The sequence below is a fragment of the Haematomicrobium sanguinis DSM 21259 genome (assembly GCF_000688395.1).
GTDB classification, from domain to species: domain Bacteria; phylum Actinomycetota; class Actinomycetes; order Actinomycetales; family Micrococcaceae; genus Haematomicrobium; species Haematomicrobium sanguinis.
This window is the reverse complement of sequence record NZ_JIAG01000007.1, coordinates 66,460-84,740: the sequence shown is the minus strand read 5'-3', so window position 1 is coordinate 84,740 and position 18,281 is coordinate 66,460. Positions and strand designations below refer to the sequence as shown.

Below are 18,281 nucleotides of genomic sequence, written 5' to 3'. Positions count from 1 at the left end.
CAGAGTTGACTAAAGGGCATGAGCAACCTCCTCGTAGTACTTATTAGCTGGCGCGTGGCGTAACCCACACCCGGTCGTACTACGTCACGCGCAGCCCCTCACCAACCACGGAAGAGGGGTTTTTTTGTACGCACATACAAATCGGCGCGGCACGACGAGAATCAGACATTCTCCATAAAGGAATAGACATGACTAAGGCATCACCCATCAGCCCCAAGCTGATGGCAAAGAACAGCCACGCGGGGGCCAAGGCGAGCTCCGCCGGGCAGGCGAGCAACGCCGTCGGACATCATGGCGAGCGCGCTCAAGGCGCCCCGGATGTACTGGCGGGCGCGCAGCTTGTGCCCGCCACCCCGATGACCGGCGCCCAGGCGATTGTGCGATCGCTTGAGGAGCTCGGTGTGGATGAAGTTTTCGGGCTACCCGGCGGCGCGATTCTGCCGACCTATGACCCGCTTTTTGCGTCCGAAAAGATCAAGCACGTGCTGGTCCGGCACGAACAGGGCGCCGGGCATGCGGCGCAAGGGTACGCGATGGCGACCGGTCGGGTGGGCGTGTGCATCGCCACGAGCGGACCGGGCGCGACCAACCTCGTGACCGCGCTGGCCGACGCGCACATGGATTCGGTGCCGATGGTCGCGATCACCGGGCAGGTGGCGTCGCCGCTGATCGGCTCGGATGCCTTTCAGGAGGCGGATATCGTCGGGATCACGATGCCGATTACCAAGCACTCGTTCCTGGTCACGAATGCTGCCGATATTCCGCGGGTCATCGCGCAGGCGTTTCACATCGCCTCGACCGGGCGCCCGGGGCCGGTGCTGGTGGATGTGACCAAGGATGCGCAGGTATCCGAGATGGAATTTTCCTGGCCGCCGACCTTTGATCTGCCCGGGTACCGCGTTATCACGCGCGGGCATTCCAAGCAGTTGCGCGAGGCGGCGAAGCTGATTCAGAGCGCTAAACGGCCGGTGTTCTATGTGGGCGGCGGCGTGATCAAGGCGGATGCGGCGGACCAGTTGCGCGAACTCGTGGAATTTGTGGACGCTCCGGTGGTCACCACACTGACCGCGCGCGGAGCGTTCCCGGATTCGCATCCGCTGCATATGGGAATGCCGGGGATGCATGGTTCGGTGGCTGCGGTGAGCGCGCTGCAGCAGGCGGATTTGCTGATCACGCTCGGTGCGAGATTTGATGACCGCGTGACCGGGGTGCTCTCCACCTTCGCGCCGGGTGCGAAGGTTATCCACGCCGACATCGATCCGGCGGAAATTTCGAAGAACCGGGCCGCGGACGTGCCCATTGTCGGGGCGCTGGATGACATCATCCCGGACCTGCAGGAGGCCGTTGCGGCGCGGTTTGAAGAGAGTGGCCGGCCGGATGTCGGCCGATGGCGCGAGCGCGTGTCCAAGATCAAAGTGGATTATCCGCTGGGATTCACGGCGACTCAAGATGGCTTGTCCGCGCCGCAGCACATTATCGAGCGCATTGGCGCGCTGACCGGGCCGGAGGCGATCTATGTCGCCGGGGTGGGGCAGCACCAAATGTGGGCGTCGCAATTCATCAAGTATGAGCGGCCGCGTTCCTGGCTGAACTCCGCTGGACTGGGAACCATGGGGTACTCGGTGCCTGCTGCGATGGGCGCGAAAGTCGGTGAGCCGGACCGTGTGGTGTGGGCGATCGACGGCGACGGTTGCTTCCAGATGACCAATCAGGAATTGGCGACGTGCGTGATCAACAACATTCCGATCAAGGTTGCGATCATCAATAATTCTTCGCTGGGCATGGTGCGGCAGTGGCAGACGCTGTTCTATGACGGCCGCTATTCGCACACGGACCTGAATACGGGGCATGAGACCATGCGGGTGCCGGACTTTGTGAAGCTTGCCGACGCTTATGGTTGCGTGGGTTTGCGGTGCGAGCGGGACGAGGACATTGACGCGACCATTGAGCAAGCGTTGGCGATCAATGATCGCCCCGTGGTTATCGACTTTGTGGTCAGCCGGGATGCGATGGTGTGGCCGATGGTGCCCTCGGGCGTGTCCAATGACAAGATTCAAATTGCCCGCGACCTGACGCCCACCTGGGAGGAGGAAGACTAATGAGCCGCCACACCCTGTCCGTTTTGGTGGAGGACGTTCCCGGCGTTCTCACCCGCGTGGCAAGCCTCTTTGCCCGCCGCGCATTCAACATTCAGTCCCTCACCGTGGGGCCGACCGAAATGTCCGGCGTTTCCCGCATGACCGTGGTGGTCGATGTGCAGGGCGATGCGCTGGAACAAGTGACCAAACAATTGAACAAGCTCATCAATGTCATCAAGATTGTTGAGCTGACTTCGGACACCTCCGTACAACGCGACCACATCCTGGTCAAAGTACGTGCCGACGCCGTGACCCGGCTACAGGTGACCCAGGCGGCGGACTTGTTCCGCGCGCATGTGGTGGATGTGTCCCAGGATTCCGTCATCCTGGAAGCCACCGGTAATCCGGAAAAGATTGCCGCGCTCTTGGATGTGTTGGAGCCCTTTGGGATTCGCGAGATCGTCCAATCCGGCACCCTTGCCGTGGGCCGCGGCTCCAAATCCATGAGCGACCGGGCGCTACGAAGCGCTTCCTAGCCATTCAATAGTTTTTAGCGAGACACAAACAAGGAGAAAATCACGTGACCGAATTGCTGTATGACGACGATGCCGACCTGTCCATCATCCAAGGCAAGAAGGTAGCCGTTATTGGTTACGGAAGCCAGGGCCACGCCCACGCGCAGAGCCTGCGCGATTCCGGGGTCAACGTTACCGTTGGCTTGAAGGAGGGCTCGAAGTCCAAGGCGAAGGCCGAGGCGGATGGCTTCACCGTATTGCCGGTGGCCGACGCGGTGAAGGACGCTGACGTCATCATGATTCTGGCACCGGATCAGGCGCAGGCGGGGATTTACGCCGCGGAGATCGCGCCGAATCTCGAGGCCGGGAACGCGTTGTTCTTCGGGCACGGGTTCAATATCCGTTACGGGTTCATTGAGCCGCCTGCGGATGTCGACGTGGCGCTCGTCGCGCCGAAGGGTCCGGGGCACATTGTGCGCCGCGAGTTTGAGGCCGGGCGCGGCGTGCCGGATTTGATCGCGGTGGAGCAGGACGCGAGCGGCGGCGCGTGGGACCTTGCGCTGTCCTACGCGAAGGCCATTGGCGGCACTCGCGCGGGTGTCATCAAGACGACGTTTACCGAGGAGACTGAGACGGACTTGTTCGGCGAGCAGGCTGTGTTGTGCGGTGGCACCTCGCAGTTGGTTCAGTATGGCTTTGAGACTCTGGTCGAGGCCGGATATAAGCCCGAGGTCGCTTACTTCGAGGTGTTGCACGAGCTCAAGCTCATCGTTGACCTCATGATCGAGGGTGGCATCGCGAAGCAGCGCTGGTCCGTGTCCGATACCGCCGAGTTCGGCGACTATGTTTCCGGCCCGCGCGTCATCGACCCGCGCGTCAAGGAAAACATGAAGGCCGTACTCGCCGATATTCAGGACGGAACGTTCGCAAAGCGCTTCATGGACGATCAGGCTGCCGGCGGTCCCGAGTTCAAAGAATTCCGGGCGAAGGGGGAGAAGCACCCGATCGAGGCAACCGGGCGCGAACTGCGCAAACTGTTCTCCTGGATCAAGTCCTCGGATGACTACAAGGAAGGTTCGGCGGCGCGCTAAGTAGCGCTCTGGAACTTTCGCGGGGTGGACCGGTTCGCCGGTTCGCCCCGCTTTTTATTTTTTTTAGTATTTCTGAATTCTTACAATTAGTATTTTTATGCACGACGGCGTTACTCGCCGTACGTGCGAGCGGTGACCTCCTGAGGTGGTCTACATTGATTATTTCCTAGGTTTATGTGGTCATGAAATGTGGCCTCCTTACTCGGTTATGAACTGGTTTCGCCCGGTGTCATTCGACCCTAGCAGCTGGGTCTGACATTGGGTTTCGCGGCCCGTGCATTCAGGGCCTGAACGCAGGATTCTTGGGCAAGTTCACGCAGAGTGGCCAGCTCTCCTCATGTTGTGGGTGACGCTCGCCGGGGTGGATGCTCCTCCACAGGGAAAAAGTTTTAAGAAATTTTCCGAAGTTATCCACATTTGGGGTTTTTCGAGTGCTCAATGTCGGTGCCGGGTTATAGCGTGGTGTTATGACGTTTCCTATGGCACAGACAGAGCTCGGGGTCCGCACCAGTGCGGTCGCCCGGCTCGCCTGTGGTCTGGAAAAGCTCATGGACGAGTTTCAGCAGGATCTTCGGAATCCTCTCGGGGCCGAGCCCACCGTCCCGGCATCACCATCCGCCTCGACCGCGGCCAGTGACGCGCTGACACCGGAGGCGCTCCAGCGCGAGGCTTTGGGCGCGGTGAAGTTGTTGGAGCGTGCTCAGGTGCAGGTAGAGGCAGCGATGCACCTGGCCGCGGGTGTCGCGTTGAGCGTGGAGGCCGAGGAACAAGAACGACTCCTGGACCTTCCCCTGGATGAGAAGATCGGACGCGGCAAAGGCGGGCACGGTGGCAAGCGCGGCAACGGTAGCGGCCGAGGGAAACACCAGGATGCGTTCACCGTCACCCCACCCACCAACGTAAACGCTAACGCGGCTACGGGCCCGTCCACGTCCAACCCCACGGGCACTGACTCCACGGGCACTGACTCCACGGGCACTGCTACCTCGAGCACCGGCGCTGACTCGTCGAGCGCGGCAGCCGATCCGGCATCCAGTGCTGGGACTGGGTTCCCGCGGGGCTCGGCGTTTATCCCGGGGTTTGACTCCCGCGATGTTGAAGACTCCGAGGTCGTGTTCCCGCGGGTGTGGTGTGGTGTGTCGGTGACAGCGATGGATGAAGCGCTCTGGGGTCTCGGGTCGGAGTTGGCGCTCTTGTGGGGGCGCAGCGAGTTCGTGACCACGGGGATGCTCATCGACACCGCGACCCTATCGAGGCTGCCGAACCTGGAGGCACGATTCATCACAGGGCTACTGAACAGCCGGTTGGTGAAAACCGTGGTGAAGCACTGTGTGGGGCTGACCGATGAGCAAGCCGCCGCGTATGACGAGCGGGTGCATGAGTTTATTTTCCCGGCGAAATATGATGTGACCGGCCAGTACCCGGTGCGCTCCGCGAATGATGTGGCGAAGTTCGCGGAGGTGACCCGGAACCGGCTACATGCCGAGCCGCTGGCGGTGCGGGAGCGGCGGGAGATGAAGCACCGGTACGTGGCCATCAGCAACGAGTCGAACGGCATGTGCACGATCTCGGGGTTGTTGCCTGCGACGGCGGCGCACCGGTTCATGAACACCCTGACGGATTTTGCGATCACCGCGAAGACCGAGAACGACACCCGTACGTTGAAACAACTGATCGCCGATGTTTTCACCGATTTGATCGCCCATAATTACAACCACTCGTACCCGAACACCCCACCCAACCCCGCGGGAAGCAGCAGCGCTGGCCCAGACGCGAGCCAGAGCACTAGCGGTGCTGAGGGGACCAGTGCGCCCACCAGTGGAACGGCCGAGCCAGACGTAGCCGAGGCTGACGGGACGAGTGCGCCTGAAACCGGTTCCGGGCCGACGGCGGGCACCGATTCGCGGCTACCCGGCGACCAAGAACCAGCAGCAGACACCGGCCCGGGTCGGTCGGCACCAACTGAGAAACTCTCGTACGACTCGATCCACGACTTGTTCGACCACACCGCCACGCCACGCACCGGGTTCCAGGGGACAACCACGCCCGCACCCGGTGGCGAGGGGACAACTGCGCCCACGTCCACCGACACTGACGGTTTCACCGTGGACGCCGACGGCGTCATCCACGGCCACACAGAGGAGAACGAACCGACTGATCCGGTCGTGGACACGGATTCGGACGCGCCGGCAACTTCGGGTCCGATTTCAGACACGGACTCGCGACACAGCACCGATACTGCCCCGACACCTGGCCAGGATAGAGAATCAGAGCCTGTTTCGGCAGATGCTGGGTCTGGCTCTGGTTTGGGGTTGCGGTCGGGGTTGCGCGGTGAGGCGAAGATCTTTGTGACGATCCCGGCCACGTCGTTGGCGGGGGTGGATGAGCAGGACGGTTTTCTCTCCGGGTACGGTCCCATCCCCGCGGACGCGATCCGGGAACTCGCCGGAACCGCACACACCCTGTACCGAATACTCACCGACCCGAACACCGGCAGACCCCTCGCATTGGGCCGCTCAAGCTACCGGGTAGACACCCAGTTGCGTGAATTCCTGCAACTACGCTCGGATACCTGCCAGTTCCCCGGGTGCGGGGTGAACGCCCGTCGCACCGACGCCGACCACATCACCGAATGGGACACCGGCGGCGAAACCAACCCAGAGAATCTTCAGTTGCTGTGTCGCAAACACCACAACCTCAAAACCCACCACGGCTGGCAAGCCAAAGTCCTCGACCCCGAAACCAACACGATCCAATGGACCTCACCACTCGGAAACACCTACATCGCCGAACCCGTCGGCACCGGAAGCGGCTCGGGCACCGGAACCAGCACCGGAACCAGCACCGGAGTCGGCACAGGAGAGGGCTCCCGATCAGGTGATTCCCCGGATGGGGATTACCGGTCAGGAATGCGTCGCGATAGTCGCTCGGACGCCGGATCGAGCGCGGACCAGGCTTCCGGATACGGTAACAGTGTCCGCGGATCTCGTGACCCGTGGGGGATGACCCCCGAAGAGCACGCCACCACTGTCTTCACAGACGCCCCCTTTTAGCGGTCGCACACTTCTCTAGCACCCCAAACCCCCGTGGCCGAGCCGGGAACACGCCGTCGAACTTCAGCGAAAGGTGTGAATACCAGGGATCGTTACCGAAATTAGTGAGTGAACACGCAGAATGGGTGACCGTCGGGATCCAACAGCACGGTGAAATCCTTTGGGCTCGGCTGGGTCTCAGCCAACGACCCACCCGCGGCTTTAACATCCGCAACTGCCTGGTCACCATCCTGCACGGTGAAGTCCAAATGGCTCATCATCAACTGATCCCCGCGCCTCGCGGGCCACGTCGGCGGTTGATACAACTCTTCCAGCTGCACCGAAATCCCCGCGCCGCCCTCGGGATTTGAGACCTTGGACCACGTGGGGTCATCGTGCGTCACATCCCAGCCAAGAAGCTGCCCATAAAAATTCGCGAGCCGCTGGGGGTCGGGACTGTCTAACACCACGTTGAATGACTCAATGTTCGCCTTGTTGCTGAAAGACACGCTTCCATCCTTTCGTCGTTGTACCTGGTCAACGCTATGAGCTCAGCCCAGAGCCCGCGAGATCAAAGGACTCCAAAGCGGACGCAGGGTGTCCGTGTCATTTAAGTAACGATTCTGTCCCACGCACCGGTATACTCATTCCTTGCGTAGGGGAGTATCCCAAGAGCATCATCCGTCAATACGTCGATCAGTGCCGATCTTCCGGGTGTTGCTGGCCGCAACCTCAAAGCATTCGCGGCCGGAGAGACTTACGGTAATCATCCCTCCCTTGCGAAAGGTTCTTCATGAACGATCTGCCCGTCTGGTTTGAAGTCGGCACCTTTGTGGTCCTCGGCGTCATCCTCGTCGCCGACCTGCTCCTCGTGGTCAAGCGCCCCCATGAACCCAGCGTCCGCGAATCCTCGCTGTGGGTGAGCTTCTACGTTGGCCTTGCGATCGTCTTCGCGATCTTGATGTTCAACTTCACCGGCCCGCAATACGGCCAAGAATTCGTCGCCGGCTGGCTCACCGAATACTCGCTGTCGATCGACAACCTCTTCATCTTCATTCTGATCATGACCCGCTTCAAGGTGCCGCGACGCTACCAACAAGAAGTGCTCATGATCGGCATCCTGATCGCCCTCGTGCTGCGCGGCATCTTCATCGCCCTCGGCGCCGTGGTCATCGAACACTTCTCGCCGATCTTCTACATCTTCGGCCTCTTCCTGCTCTGGACCGCCTGGCACCAACTGCGTAGTGAAGAAGAGAGCGAACACGTCGGCGACAACACCGTGGTCCGCTGGGCCCGCCGCGTCCTCCCGATCTCCGACAGCTACGAGGGCGGCCGCTTCCGCACCACAGTCAACGGTAAAAAGATGTTCACCCCGCTCATCGTGGTAATCCTGGCGCTCGGCATGACCGACCTCATGTTCGCGATCGACTCGATCCCGGCCATCTTCGGGCTGACCCAGCAGTGGTTCATCGTGCTGACGGCAAACATCTTCGCGCTCATGGGTCTGCGCCAGCTCTACTTCCTGCTCGGCGGCCTGCTCACACGCCTCATTTACCTCAAGTACGCGCTCTCCTTCATCCTCGCGTTCATCGGCGTCAAGCTCATCATCCAGGCCATGCACGAGAACGAACTGCCGTTCCTCAACGGCGGCGAGCCCATCACCTTCCTGCCCAAGATCGAAACCACGTTCTCGCTCGCGGTCATCGCCAGCGCAATCCTGATCGCGACCGTCGCGAGCCTGATCGTGTCACGACGCCGCGAGCGGCAGTCCGACGCTATCGATGCGAATAACGGGAACTCCTGAGAGGTTCGACGACGGGACGTCCACTTCCGCATTAATGCCCCAGTCTCCGTTCCCTTCCGGATCGAGGAAAACCTGGCGCACCTTCCAGCGCGTCTCACCTTGGGTGATGTGAAGCAAGTGCGGCCCGCGGGCCGCCGGGCCGTCGTTGATGTCCGGATACTCGTCAAAGTATTCGTCCATTGCGTCGGCCCAGCGGTCCGCGTCCCACCCCGAATCGTGATCGAGTGCTCCGAGAGCTTCTTCATTCTCATCGGCAAAAAGTTTCACCCGCTGGAACATGGCGTTGCGCACCATGACCTTGAACGCGCGTGTGTTGCTGGCCAGCGGCGGCGGTGGCGGAGGAACCTCGAGCTCGTCGCGTTCCAAGGCGCCAAGGTCGCCGCGGCGCAAGTCTTCCCACTCGTCCAATAGGCTGGAATCGACCTGGTGCACCATTTCGCCCAGCCACGCGATCAGGTCTTCTAGCTCTTCGGTAATGCTTTGAGTCGGCACCGTTTGGCGAAGCGCCTTATACGCGTCGCTCAAGTAGCGCAAAAGCACGCCCTCACTGCGGGTCAGCTGATAAAACGACACGTATTCGGTAAACATCATGGCGCGCTCAAACATGTCCCGCACCACACTCTTGGGTGTGAGCTCGAAGTCGGTCAGCCACGGTGCCGAGGAGGTGTAGGTTTCAAAACTCTGCTCAAGCAGTTCGCCCAGCGGTTTCGGATAGCTAATCTCGTCCAGCCGTGCCATGCGCTCGTTGTACTCCAGGCCGTCCGCCTTCATCGCGGCCACGGCCTCGCTCTTCGCCTTCTTTTCTTGTGCGAATAGCACTTGGCGCGGCGGCTCCAAGGTGGACTCAATGACCGAGACCATGTTGAGCGCATGGTTCGGATCCTCGGCGTCTAAGAGCTCAAGCGCCGCAACGGCAAAGGGGGAGAGCGGCTGGTTAAGAGCAAAGTTCTCCTGCAAATCAACCTTCAGCCTGAGGGCCCCGGGCTGAGCGTCAGCGCCTGTTCGCTCCACGACGCCGGTTGCGAGCAATTCCCGCAAAATGCCGATGCCCTGGCGTAACAGCGCAAACTTCCGAGTCCGCGTTTCGCCGCTTTTCTCGATGAGTTCGCGAAATTGTGCGATCGGATTGCCGCCGCGGGCCATCAGGTTGAGCACCATGGAGTGTGAGAGCCTGAATTGCGAGCGCAAGGGCTCGGGGTCCGCGTCTCGCAACCGCTCAAATGTGGGCTCGCCCCAAGACACAAACCCCGCGGGCGGCTGCTTGCGCGTGACTTGGCGCAGCTTCTTCTGGTCGTCGCCAAATTTGGACCTGGCCTTGGCCATCGCCCGCTCATTCTCGATGACATGCTCAGGTGCTTCGACCATCACGGTACCGGCGGTATCAAACCCGGCCCGGCCGGCCCGCCCTGCCAATTGGTGAAATTCGCGAGCCGAAAGATGGCGGGTGCGTTCGCCGTCGTACTTGCTCAAGGCGGTCAAAAGCACGGTGCGAATTGGCACATTGATGCCCACGCCCAAAGTATCCGTGCCCGAAATGACCGTGAGCAGCCCCTGACCGGCCAGCTGTTCCACCAGCCGCCTATATTTGGGCAGCATGCCCGCATGGTGCACGCCGATGCCGTTACGCACCAGCTTGCTGAGCGTCTTGCCGAAACCGGGACCGAAGCGGAAATCGCCGATCGCCTCGGCAATGCGATCCTTCTTTTCGCGCGAAATGAGATTGAGGCTCAACAGCGATTGCGCCCGTTCAATCGCCTCGGCCTGGGAAAAGTGCACGACATACACCGGGGCCTGGCCGGTCGACGCGATTTCTTCGATCGTCTCATTGATCGTGGTGGTGACGTAATAAAAATGCAGCGAGATGGGACGGGTCGCGTTGGCTACCAGGACGGTGTCCCGTCCGGTCGACTCGGTGAGCCGCTCCTCAAATTCGCTCACATCCCCGAGGGTTGCGGACATCAGCAAGAACTGTGCACCGGGAAGCTCATACAGGGGAACCTGCCACGCCCAGCCCCGCTGCGGGTCCGCGTAGAAATGGAACTCGTCCATGATCACCATGCCGACGTCGGCGTCCCGGCCCTCACGCAGTGTCTTGTTTGCCAAGATCTCCGCGGTGCAACACACAATGGGCGCATCGGCGTTGAGCGAAGAATCACCGGTGACCAGACCCACGTTCTCGGCACCGAAAATGTCCACTAGGGCAAAGAATTTCTCCGACACCAGGGCTTTGATGGGCGCGGTGTAATAGCTGCGCTGCCCCTCTGCGAGCGCCTTGAAATGCGCGGCCACCGCCACCAGCGACTTTCCCGATCCGGTGGGCGTCGCCAGAATGACGTTGTGACCGGTCAGGATTTCCAGCACCGCTTCATCTTGCGCCTCGTAAAGCGTGATGCCGCGATCCGAGGCCCACGCGGTGAATGCGGCGTAGAGGGAATCGGGTGTGCGCTCGCTCATTTCGGCGAGGCGGGCGGCAAGGTTCGGGAGGTGGCTTGGCTGATTCATGGTGCTTCTAGACTAGGGGGTGGGTCCGACAATGAGCGTTGGCCCCTCGCGAGGACAGGAGAATTCATGAAGTGGGACCCAGAGGTGTATGCGCAATTCGCCGATTTTCGGGACCGGCCCTTTCACGAAATGGTGGCTCGGATTGGCGCCGCCTCGCCGAACATCGTCACGGATCTGGGATGCGGACTGGGGAACCAAACGGTCACACTGACCGAGCGCTGGCCGCAGGCCGCCATTATGGGCATTGACTCATCGGAAGAGATGATTGCGAGGGCCAATGCCATCGAAGGCTACCCGCACGTACACTTCAAGGTCGGAGAGGCCACCACCTTCGACGCCTCGGTCACAGATGTGTTGATCTCCAACGCCATGTTGCAGTGGATCCCCGAGCACCGCGAACTCCTGTCCACCTGGGCAGACCAGATGCACTCCGGAAGTTGGCTCGCCTTCCAAGTCCCCGGCAACTTCGAGGCCCCCTCGCACGCCCTCATGCGCGAACTCGCCTCAAGTCCCGCATGGAAAAAGAAACTGGACGGCGTGTTGCGCGGCGGCGAAACCGTCTCGGATCCCAGCGACTACCTCGCGCTGCTCGCGGGCGCCGGAATGATCGCCGACGCCTGGGAAACCACGTATTCTCAAGTCCTGCAGGGCGAGGATCCGGTGCTCGGCTGGGTGCGCGGCACCGCGCTACGCCCCGTGTACAATGCGCTCTCGCCCGAGGATGCTGACGCATTTGTCGCCGAATACGCGCGATTGCTGCGAGACGCCTACCCGGCGCGCGACTTCGGCACGGTTTTTGAATTCCGGCGCATTTTCGCCGTCGCGTTCAAACCGTAACACCGCAACAACGCCTACCACCGCGCCCATACTACTTAGTTGCATGAGGCAACCAAGCGTCTTATAGTTGATCAAATCAACTAATTATGGGTCGTCCGGCCGCCCGTGGCCGAACCCCGCCACGACGTTGGGGGAGTAGATGCCGCGCGAGGCCGAGGACGTAGCCGAACTGGTCAACAACGTTCTCAAACTCAGTCGCATAGTGCGCACCCTGACCCAGCGAGCCGGCGAGTCGGTCAATTTGGCGCATCAAGCGGTTCTCTTCGCACTGAAGCGCTCCGGGCCAATCCGCGCCAGCGACCTCGCGAGCCAGCTATGCGTCGGCAACTCCGCGATGAGCCGGCAGCTCGCCGAACTGGAAAATTCGGGACTGATCACCCGCGAACAGGATTCCGCAGATGGGCGTGCCGCACTCGTGCGCCTGAGTCCGGAAGGGGAGACCTACTTGACCGCTCTCCAACGGCGCCGCACCGAACGCATGAAAGCCACCTTGCAACAGTTCAACGCCGCCGAGCTGCACGCCTTTAACGCAAGCCTGACTACCTTGAACGAACACTTCAGCGCCGCTCTGGATACCCCCACTGGCACGCTGAAAGCGGTTGCGGCAGCCGGAAGGAAGGACGCGTGAGTCACAGCAACGCCTTACCGGCATCCCAGCCACCGGCCGCGGCCATGACGCAAGGAGAGATCACCCGCGCCATCATCGGCCTGATGCTCGGATTCCTGACCGCCATGATCTCCACCACGATTGTGGTCAACGCGCTACCGGTCATCATCGCGAGCCTGGGCGGGTCTCAGACCGATTTCGCCTGGGTCATCACCGCTGCGCTGCTCGCGACCGCTGCGAGCACACCCATTTGGGGTAAGCTTGCCGATCTCTTTAATAAGAAGCGACTCGTCCAACTCACCATAGTCATCTTCGTCTCCGGGTCGGTTTTGTGCGGTTTTGCCACCGAAATGTGGATGATGTTGACCGGCCGGGTGATTCAGGGGATCGCAGTCGGCGGTCTCATGGCGCTTTCTCAAGCCATCATCGGATCCATGGTGTCCCCCCGCGAGCGCGGCAGATACTCCGGATACATCGGCGCCACGATGGCCGTTGCCATGTCCACCGGCCCGCTCATCGGCGGAGCCATTGTCGACAGTCCGCTGGGCTGGCGCTGGACGTTCTTTGTCTGCGTGCCGCTGGCCGTCATCGCGCTCGTCGTCTTGCATATGACGCTCAAGCTCCGTCACGTGCCGCGACCGGTCTCCATTGACTGGTGGGGCGCCATCACGCTCACTAGCGGGGTCTGCCTGCTCCTGATTTGGGTGTCCTTCGCAGGCCAAGACGGCTACTACGCGTGGCTGTCCTGGCAAACAGCGGCCATGGTCGGCGGCGGGCTCGCCCTCATCGTGGCGTTCGTGGCAATTGAGAAATACGCAAAGGCACCGATCCTGCCGCTTTACATTGTGAAAAATCGTACGACGGCGTTGGCCATCCTTGCGTCCGTCGCTGTCGGTATCGTGATGTTCGCCTCGAATACTTTCTTGGGCCAATACTTCCAGCTGGCTCGCGGGCATACGCCCACCGAATCCGGGCTACTTCTCCTACCACTGATTGCCGGAAACGTCATCGGCACCATCAGCTCGGGCCAGTTGATTACCCGCTACGGACGGTGGAAGGTCTTCCTGGTATTCGGCGGCATTTCTCTCACCGTTGGCAGTGTGCTCGCGGCCACGCTCAACCATTCCACTCCGCTCTGGCAGGTGGGCATCTACATCTTCTTTATTGGACTGGGCATCGGCAATATGTTGCAAAACCTGGTGCTCGCGGTGCAAAACACGGTCGATGTGAAGAACATCGGTGCCGCCAGCGGTGCGGTGGCGTTCTTCCGCAGTTTTGGCGGGGCCATCAGCGTGGCGGTGCTGGGAAGCCTCTTGGCGACCCGGGTCCGCACCTCGACCACGGAGGGACTGGCGGCCATCGGCATCACCACGCCGCCGAACGCGGGCGGCTCGGAAATGGACCTGGGATCCATGCCGGAGAACGTTCGCGAGATTGTGCGCGCCGCCTACGGGGACGCCACCGGATTCATTTTCGTCGTCTGCGCCGCGAGCGCACTGGTGGCGCTCGGGATTGTCCTCGCCATTAAAGAGGTGCGATTGCGAACCACAGTAAAAATGGAGACCTCTTCGATCCCCGTGGTATCCGAGGCCGATGCGAGCTTGCCCGAGCCCGGTGAACAGGATTCTGCCGCAAGAGAGGACGGGCGTAATCTAGATCAGCTAGACGACGCCGCGCCCCCACCGGCACACACCCCCACTCGCTAGATCCGACGAAAAGGCCCCATGTTCCTCAAACTGATTTATCGCTATGGCAAAAAATACAAGATTGCCATAGTTGCCATCATCGTGCTGCAGTTCGTGCAGACGCTGGCGACCCTCTACCTGCCCACGCTCAACGCGGACATTATCGATGAGGGCGTGGTCAAGGCCGATACCGGGTACATCATGAACGTCGGCGGATGGATGTTGCTGATTTCCGCGGGCCAGGTTGTCGCGATGATCGCCGCCATTTACCTGAGCGCGCGGGTCTCGATGGGAGTGGGCCGGGATGTGCGGCGCGAGGAATTCACGACCATCTCCACGTTCTCGGCCCGCGAGGTCGGGGATCTGAGCGCCGCGTCCCTGATCACGCGTACCACCAACGATGTGCAGCAATTTCAGGTGCTGTTCCTGATGGGTTTCAACATGTTGGTGGCGGCACCGGTCATGTGTGTGGGCGGTATTATTCTTGCGCTCGCGCAAGACGTGCAATTGTCCTGGCTGCTGGCCGTTTTCGTGCCAATCCTGGTCATTGCGGTAGGCCTCATTGTCCGAAAGCTCGTGCCGCTCTTCCGCAAGAGCCAAAAACTGTTGGACGGGCTCAACGGTATTCTGCGCGAGCAAATTATGGGCATGAGCGTGATTCGCGCCTTTGTCCGCGAACATCACGAAGAACAACGTTTCGCCGACGCCAACGCCACCTACACCCGGGTACAGGTGAGCGCTGGCCGATGGATGGTGTTCATGTTCCCGGTCATCATGTTGATCGTCAACATGGCCAGCGTCGGTGTGGTCTGGTTTGGCGGCATGCGCGTGGACTCCGGCGGCATGCAAATCGGTGCCCTCCTCGCGTTCCTCTCCTACATCATGCAGATCCTGATGTCCGTCATGATGGCCATGTTCGTATTCATGATGATTCCGCGCGCGGCGGTTGCCGCCGAGCGCATCACAGAGGTATTGGAGACCACCTCAAGCGTGCCCGACCACGGTGACGCGACGCTCACCGGCTCCGTGGAGCACCTGGAATTCGCCAACGTCGGGTACACCTTCCCCGGCGCCGACGCCTCGGTCCTGGAGGATGTGAGCTTCCGTACCGTTCGCGGCGAAACCACCGCCATCATCGGGTCTACCGGGTCCGGCAAGTCCACCTTGCTGAAGCTCATTCCGCGGCTCATTGACGCGACCGATGGCGCCATTGCCATCAACGCGATTCCCATCAATTCGCTCCCGCTGGCTCAATTGCGTTCCCACATCGGCTACATTCCGCAAAAGGCCTTCCTCTTTTCCGGCACCATCGCCTCAAACTTGAGAATGGGCAACCAAAACGCCACCGATGAGCAACTGTGGGATGCCCTGGAGATCGCCCAGGCCGCCGATTTTGTGCGGGAGTCACCCGAGCAACTCGACGCTCCGGTCGCCCAGGGCGGCACGAACTTTTCCGGCGGTCAACGCCAACGCCTCTCGATTGCGCGTGCGCTCGTGTCGAGTGCGGACATTTACCTGTTTGATGACAGCTTTTCCGCGCTTGACTTCTCCACCGATGCGCGGTTGCGCGCCGCCCTCGCTCCGCTAGCCAAGAACGCAATCGTGATGATCGTGGCGCAACGGGTCAATACGATCAGACACGCCGACCGGATCCTGGTGCTGGATGAAGGCAGGCTCGTGGCCCAAGGAACCCATGACGAGCTGTATGAGACGAGTCCGGTATATCGGGAAATTGTGGACTCGCAATTGGTGATGGAGGAAAGCGCATGAGCATGGGACGGGGAATGCCGCCGGCCAAGCCGCTGAACTTCGGCCCCACCATCAGGCGGATTCTGGGGTTATTTGGGCTGGAAAAGAAACTCCTCCTGGTGGCGAGCGTGTTGGCCGCGATCGGGGTGTTCCTCGGGGTCATCGGCCCCAAAATACTTGGCAATGCCACCGACGTGATCTTCAGCGGATTTGTTGGCGCCCAGTTTCCAGACAACGCCGGATTGACTCGCGATCAGGTGATCGATGGACTGCGCGCGCAAGGCGAAAATCAGCAAGCCGACCTGCTATCCGGCATGAATTTTGTGCCCGGGCAAGGCATCGATTTTGGTGAGCTGGGCGCTGTGGTGAGCATCGCCGTCGTAGTTTATCTGGCGGCCTTTGCTATTAACTGGCTCCAAGGCTTTATCACCACCGGGCTAATTCAACGCGCGGCCATGCGTTTACGCCGGGATATTGAGGCGAAGCTGAACCGGTTGCCGCTCTCGCATTTTCAGCAAGAATCGCGCGGCGACGTGCTCTCCCGGGTCACCAATGACGTGGACAACCTCGCGCAGACACTCAACCAGACTCTGATTCAGGTCATGGTGTCCGTGCTGACCATCTTCGGTGTGCTCGGCATGATGTTGACCATTTCGCTCTGGCTCTCGCTCATCGCAATTGTGACGATCCCGGTGTCGGTGCTGCTCACCCTGGTGATCACGAAACGTTCTCAGGGCGAGTTTGTGAAGCAATGGGGTGCCACCGGAGTGCTCAACGGGCATGTGGAAGAAACCATCACCGGACACGAGTTGATGCAGGCCTTTGGGCAGCAAAAGCAAGCGGTGGCGACCTTTGACAACACCAATCAGGAGCTTTTTCGCTCCAGTTCGCGGGCGCAGTTCATGAGCGGGATTGTGATGCCGGCAATGGGATTCGTCTCCAACCTCAATTACGTGGCGGTTGCCGTGGTTGGTGCGCTTCAAGTGGCCTCGGGCGCGCTGACCATCGGTGCGGTACAGGCCTTCATTATGTATTCCCGGCAGTTCAGCCAGCCGCTCGCGCAACTCGGCGGAATGATAAATTTGCTCCAATCCGGAGCGGCCAGCGCCGAGCGGGTCTTTGCCATGCTGGATGAGAAAGAGCAAACCCCCGATCCCGCTCCGGGAGCCGAACCGTCCTCGCGCCGCGGACACGTGCAGTTTCAGGACGTCAATTTCAGCTATTCGCCGGACAGGCCATTGATCGAAAACCTCAGCCTAGACGCCGAGCCCGGGCAAACAGTGGCAATTGTGGGGCCGACTGGCGCCGGAAAGACCACGCTGGTGAACCTGCTCATGCGCTTTTATGATCCCGATTCCGGGCGCATCCTGATTGACGGAGTGGATACCCGGGAGATGACCCGGGACAGCGTGCGCTCACGGATCGGCATGGTCCTTCAGGATGCGTGGCTCTTCAACGGGACGATTCGAGAGAATCTGCTCTATGGCAACCACGATGCCACCGAGGAAGACATGGTGCGCGCCGCAGAGGTCACCTCCGTGGACCACTTTGTTCGTGCGCTCCCCGAAGGCTATGACACCGTGCTGGACGATGATGGCAGCGCCCTGAGTGTGGGACAGAAGCAGCTCATGACGATTGCGCGAGCCATGTTGGCGAATCCTGAGATCCTGGTGCTGGACGAAGCGACGAGCAGCGTGGATACTCGAACCGAGGTCATGATTCGCCAAGCCATGACCGCATTGCGCACCGCACGGACCAGTTTTGTGATTGCCCACCGGCTCTCCACGATCCGTGATGCGAATATCATCCTCGTGATGAACCACGGCCGAATTGTGGAGCAGGGGACTCACGAGGAACTCTTGGCTAGGGACGGCTTTTATGCCGAACTGTATATGTCGCAATTTGCTGGCGACGATCTTGATGAGAGCGAAGAACAGGTGGATAGCGCCCCATGAATACCGCTGACGTTTCCTGGTTGACCGTCTCCAAAAAAAGCAGTGTGCCGCTTTACGATCAGGTGCGGCTACACATTTTGGAGGGCGCGCGTTCTGGCCGTTTGCCGGTGGGAACTAAGTTGCCGCCGGTGCGGCAGCTGGCAAAGGCTCTCGGTCTAGCGGCTAATACGGTTGCCCGCGCCTATCGCGAACTGGAAGAGGCCGGAGTTGTTGCCACTCACGGCCGGGGCGGCACCGTGGTCAGCGCCGAGGGCAACGAGATTCGTGCGCTCATTGCCGACGCCGCGGAGCAATATGCGCGGGTCACCCAGTCGCTTGGGTTCTCCGAAGCCAAAGCGATTTCGGTGTTCAAAGCGGCGCTGGGGCGGATTCGCCGTGAGGATTGAGCTGCGCACGGCTGCTCGGCAACTCGCGCCGCGAGATGCG

13 protein-coding genes are annotated in these 18,281 nt (G+C 60.9%); 11 read left to right on the top strand and 2 right to left on the bottom strand.

Annotated features, from left to right (window positions below):
- Window positions 1-188 precede the first annotated feature (188 nt).
- The 4 genes from O148_RS0107720 to O148_RS17075 all read left to right on the top strand — a co-directional run bounded on the left by O148_RS0107720 (window position 189) and on the right by O148_RS17075 (window position 6,737).
- Entirely contained in the window at window positions 189-2,099 is a 1,911-nt protein-coding gene (locus O148_RS0107720; protein WP_026530457.1) for an acetolactate synthase large subunit, read from the top strand.
- Window positions 2,099-2,614 carry an acetolactate synthase small subunit gene (ilvN, locus tag O148_RS0107715; protein WP_026530456.1) on the top strand — a complete coding sequence of 172 codons (516 nt, stop codon included), beginning with the start codon at window positions 2,099-2,101 and terminating at the stop codon, window positions 2,612-2,614. Before O148_RS0107720 ends, ilvN begins: the two co-directional genes overlap by 1 nt.
- A gap of 44 nt (window positions 2,615-2,658) precedes the next feature.
- Complete coding sequence (gene ilvC, locus O148_RS0107710) at window positions 2,659-3,684, top strand: ketol-acid reductoisomerase (RefSeq protein ID WP_026530455.1); 1,026 nt, start codon at window positions 2,659-2,661, stop codon at window positions 3,682-3,684.
- A 479-nt stretch (window positions 3,685-4,163) separates the two neighbouring features.
- On the top strand, window positions 4,164-6,737 hold the full coding sequence (locus tag O148_RS17075) for an HNH endonuclease signature motif containing protein (protein ID WP_026530454.1): 2,574 nt from the start codon (window positions 4,164-4,166) through the stop codon (window positions 6,735-6,737).
- 101 nt (window positions 6,738-6,838) lie between these two features.
- Here the strand turns inward: O148_RS17075 and O148_RS0107700 are convergent, their stop codons facing one another.
- On the bottom strand, window positions 6,839-7,225 hold the full coding sequence (locus O148_RS0107700) for a VOC family protein (RefSeq protein WP_051619986.1): 387 nt from the start codon (window positions 7,223-7,225) through the stop codon (window positions 6,839-6,841).
- Between the two features lie 284 nt (window positions 7,226-7,509).
- On the opposite strand from O148_RS0107700, the gene O148_RS0107695 reads away from it, so the two are divergent.
- Window positions 7,510-8,520, top strand: a complete 1,011-nt coding sequence (locus O148_RS0107695) for a TerC family protein (RefSeq protein ID WP_026530452.1) — start codon at window positions 7,510-7,512, stop codon at window positions 8,518-8,520.
- Here O148_RS0107695 and O148_RS0107690 read toward each other — a convergent pair.
- Window positions 8,464-10,974, bottom strand: coding sequence for a DEAD/DEAH box helicase (locus O148_RS0107690; protein WP_157374578.1), 2,511 nt, complete (start codon window positions 10,972-10,974; stop codon window positions 8,464-8,466). The genes O148_RS0107695 and O148_RS0107690 overlap by 57 nt on opposite strands.
- A 114-nt stretch (window positions 10,975-11,088) precedes the next feature.
- Between O148_RS0107690 and O148_RS0107685 the strand changes: the two genes are divergently transcribed.
- From O148_RS0107685 to O148_RS0107660, 6 genes are all read left to right on the top strand, one after another.
- Complete coding sequence (locus O148_RS0107685; RefSeq protein ID WP_026530450.1) at window positions 11,089-11,859, top strand: trans-aconitate 2-methyltransferase; 771 nt, start codon at window positions 11,089-11,091, stop codon at window positions 11,857-11,859.
- A 139-nt stretch (window positions 11,860-11,998) separates the two neighbouring features.
- Window positions 11,999-12,487 (top strand): MarR family winged helix-turn-helix transcriptional regulator, encoded by a 489-nt coding sequence (locus tag O148_RS17070; RefSeq protein WP_051619985.1) that lies wholly within the window; start codon window positions 11,999-12,001, stop codon window positions 12,485-12,487.
- Entirely contained in the window at window positions 12,484-14,172 is a 1,689-nt protein-coding gene (locus O148_RS15490; protein WP_075204321.1) for an MFS transporter, read from the top strand. Before O148_RS17070 ends, O148_RS15490 begins: the two co-directional genes overlap by 4 nt.
- An 18-nt stretch (window positions 14,173-14,190) precedes the next feature.
- The gene (locus tag O148_RS0107670; protein ID WP_026530449.1) at window positions 14,191-15,921 is read left to right on the top strand and encodes an ABC transporter ATP-binding protein; all 1,731 of its coding nucleotides are present in this window, start codon (window positions 14,191-14,193) and stop codon (window positions 15,919-15,921) included.
- Window positions 15,918-17,855 carry an ABC transporter ATP-binding protein gene (locus O148_RS15485; RefSeq protein ID WP_051619984.1) on the top strand — a complete coding sequence of 646 codons (1,938 nt, stop codon included), beginning with the start codon at window positions 15,918-15,920 and terminating at the stop codon, window positions 17,853-17,855. The genes O148_RS0107670 and O148_RS15485 overlap by 4 nt, the downstream gene beginning before the upstream one ends.
- The gene (locus O148_RS0107660) at window positions 17,852-18,241 is read left to right on the top strand and encodes a GntR family transcriptional regulator (protein WP_035745426.1); all 390 of its coding nucleotides are present in this window, start codon (window positions 17,852-17,854) and stop codon (window positions 18,239-18,241) included. Before O148_RS15485 ends, O148_RS0107660 begins: the two co-directional genes overlap by 4 nt.
- Window positions 18,242-18,281: the final 40 nt, after the last annotated feature.

Excerpts from the sequence above, each read along its gene's own strand:
- O148_RS0107685 (WP_026530450.1), top strand. The coding sequence starts at position 11,089 with ATGAAGTGGGACCCAGAGGTGTATGCGCAATTCGCCGATTTTCGGGAC.
- O148_RS0107695 (WP_026530452.1), top strand. The coding sequence starts at position 7,510 with ATGAACGATCTGCCCGTCTGGTTTGAAGTCGGCACCTTTGTGGTCCTC.
- O148_RS15485 (WP_051619984.1), top strand. The coding sequence starts at position 15,918 with ATGAGCATGGGACGGGGAATGCCGCCGGCCAAGCCGCTGAACTTCGGC.
- O148_RS0107720 (WP_026530457.1), top strand. The coding sequence starts at position 189 with ATGACTAAGGCATCACCCATCAGCCCCAAGCTGATGGCAAAGAACAGC.
- O148_RS17070 (WP_051619985.1), top strand. The coding sequence starts at position 11,999 with ATGCCGCGCGAGGCCGAGGACGTAGCCGAACTGGTCAACAACGTTCTC.
- O148_RS0107660 (WP_035745426.1), top strand. The coding sequence starts at position 17,852 with ATGAATACCGCTGACGTTTCCTGGTTGACCGTCTCCAAAAAAAGCAGT.
- ilvN (WP_026530456.1), top strand. The coding sequence starts at position 2,099 with ATGAGCCGCCACACCCTGTCCGTTTTGGTGGAGGACGTTCCCGGCGTT.
- O148_RS0107690 (WP_157374578.1), bottom strand. The coding sequence starts at position 10,974 with ATGAGCGAGCGCACACCCGATTCCCTCTACGCCGCATTCACCGCGTGG.
- O148_RS17075 (WP_026530454.1), top strand. The coding sequence starts at position 4,164 with ATGGCACAGACAGAGCTCGGGGTCCGCACCAGTGCGGTCGCCCGGCTC.
- O148_RS0107670 (WP_026530449.1), top strand. The coding sequence starts at position 14,191 with ATGTTCCTCAAACTGATTTATCGCTATGGCAAAAAATACAAGATTGCC.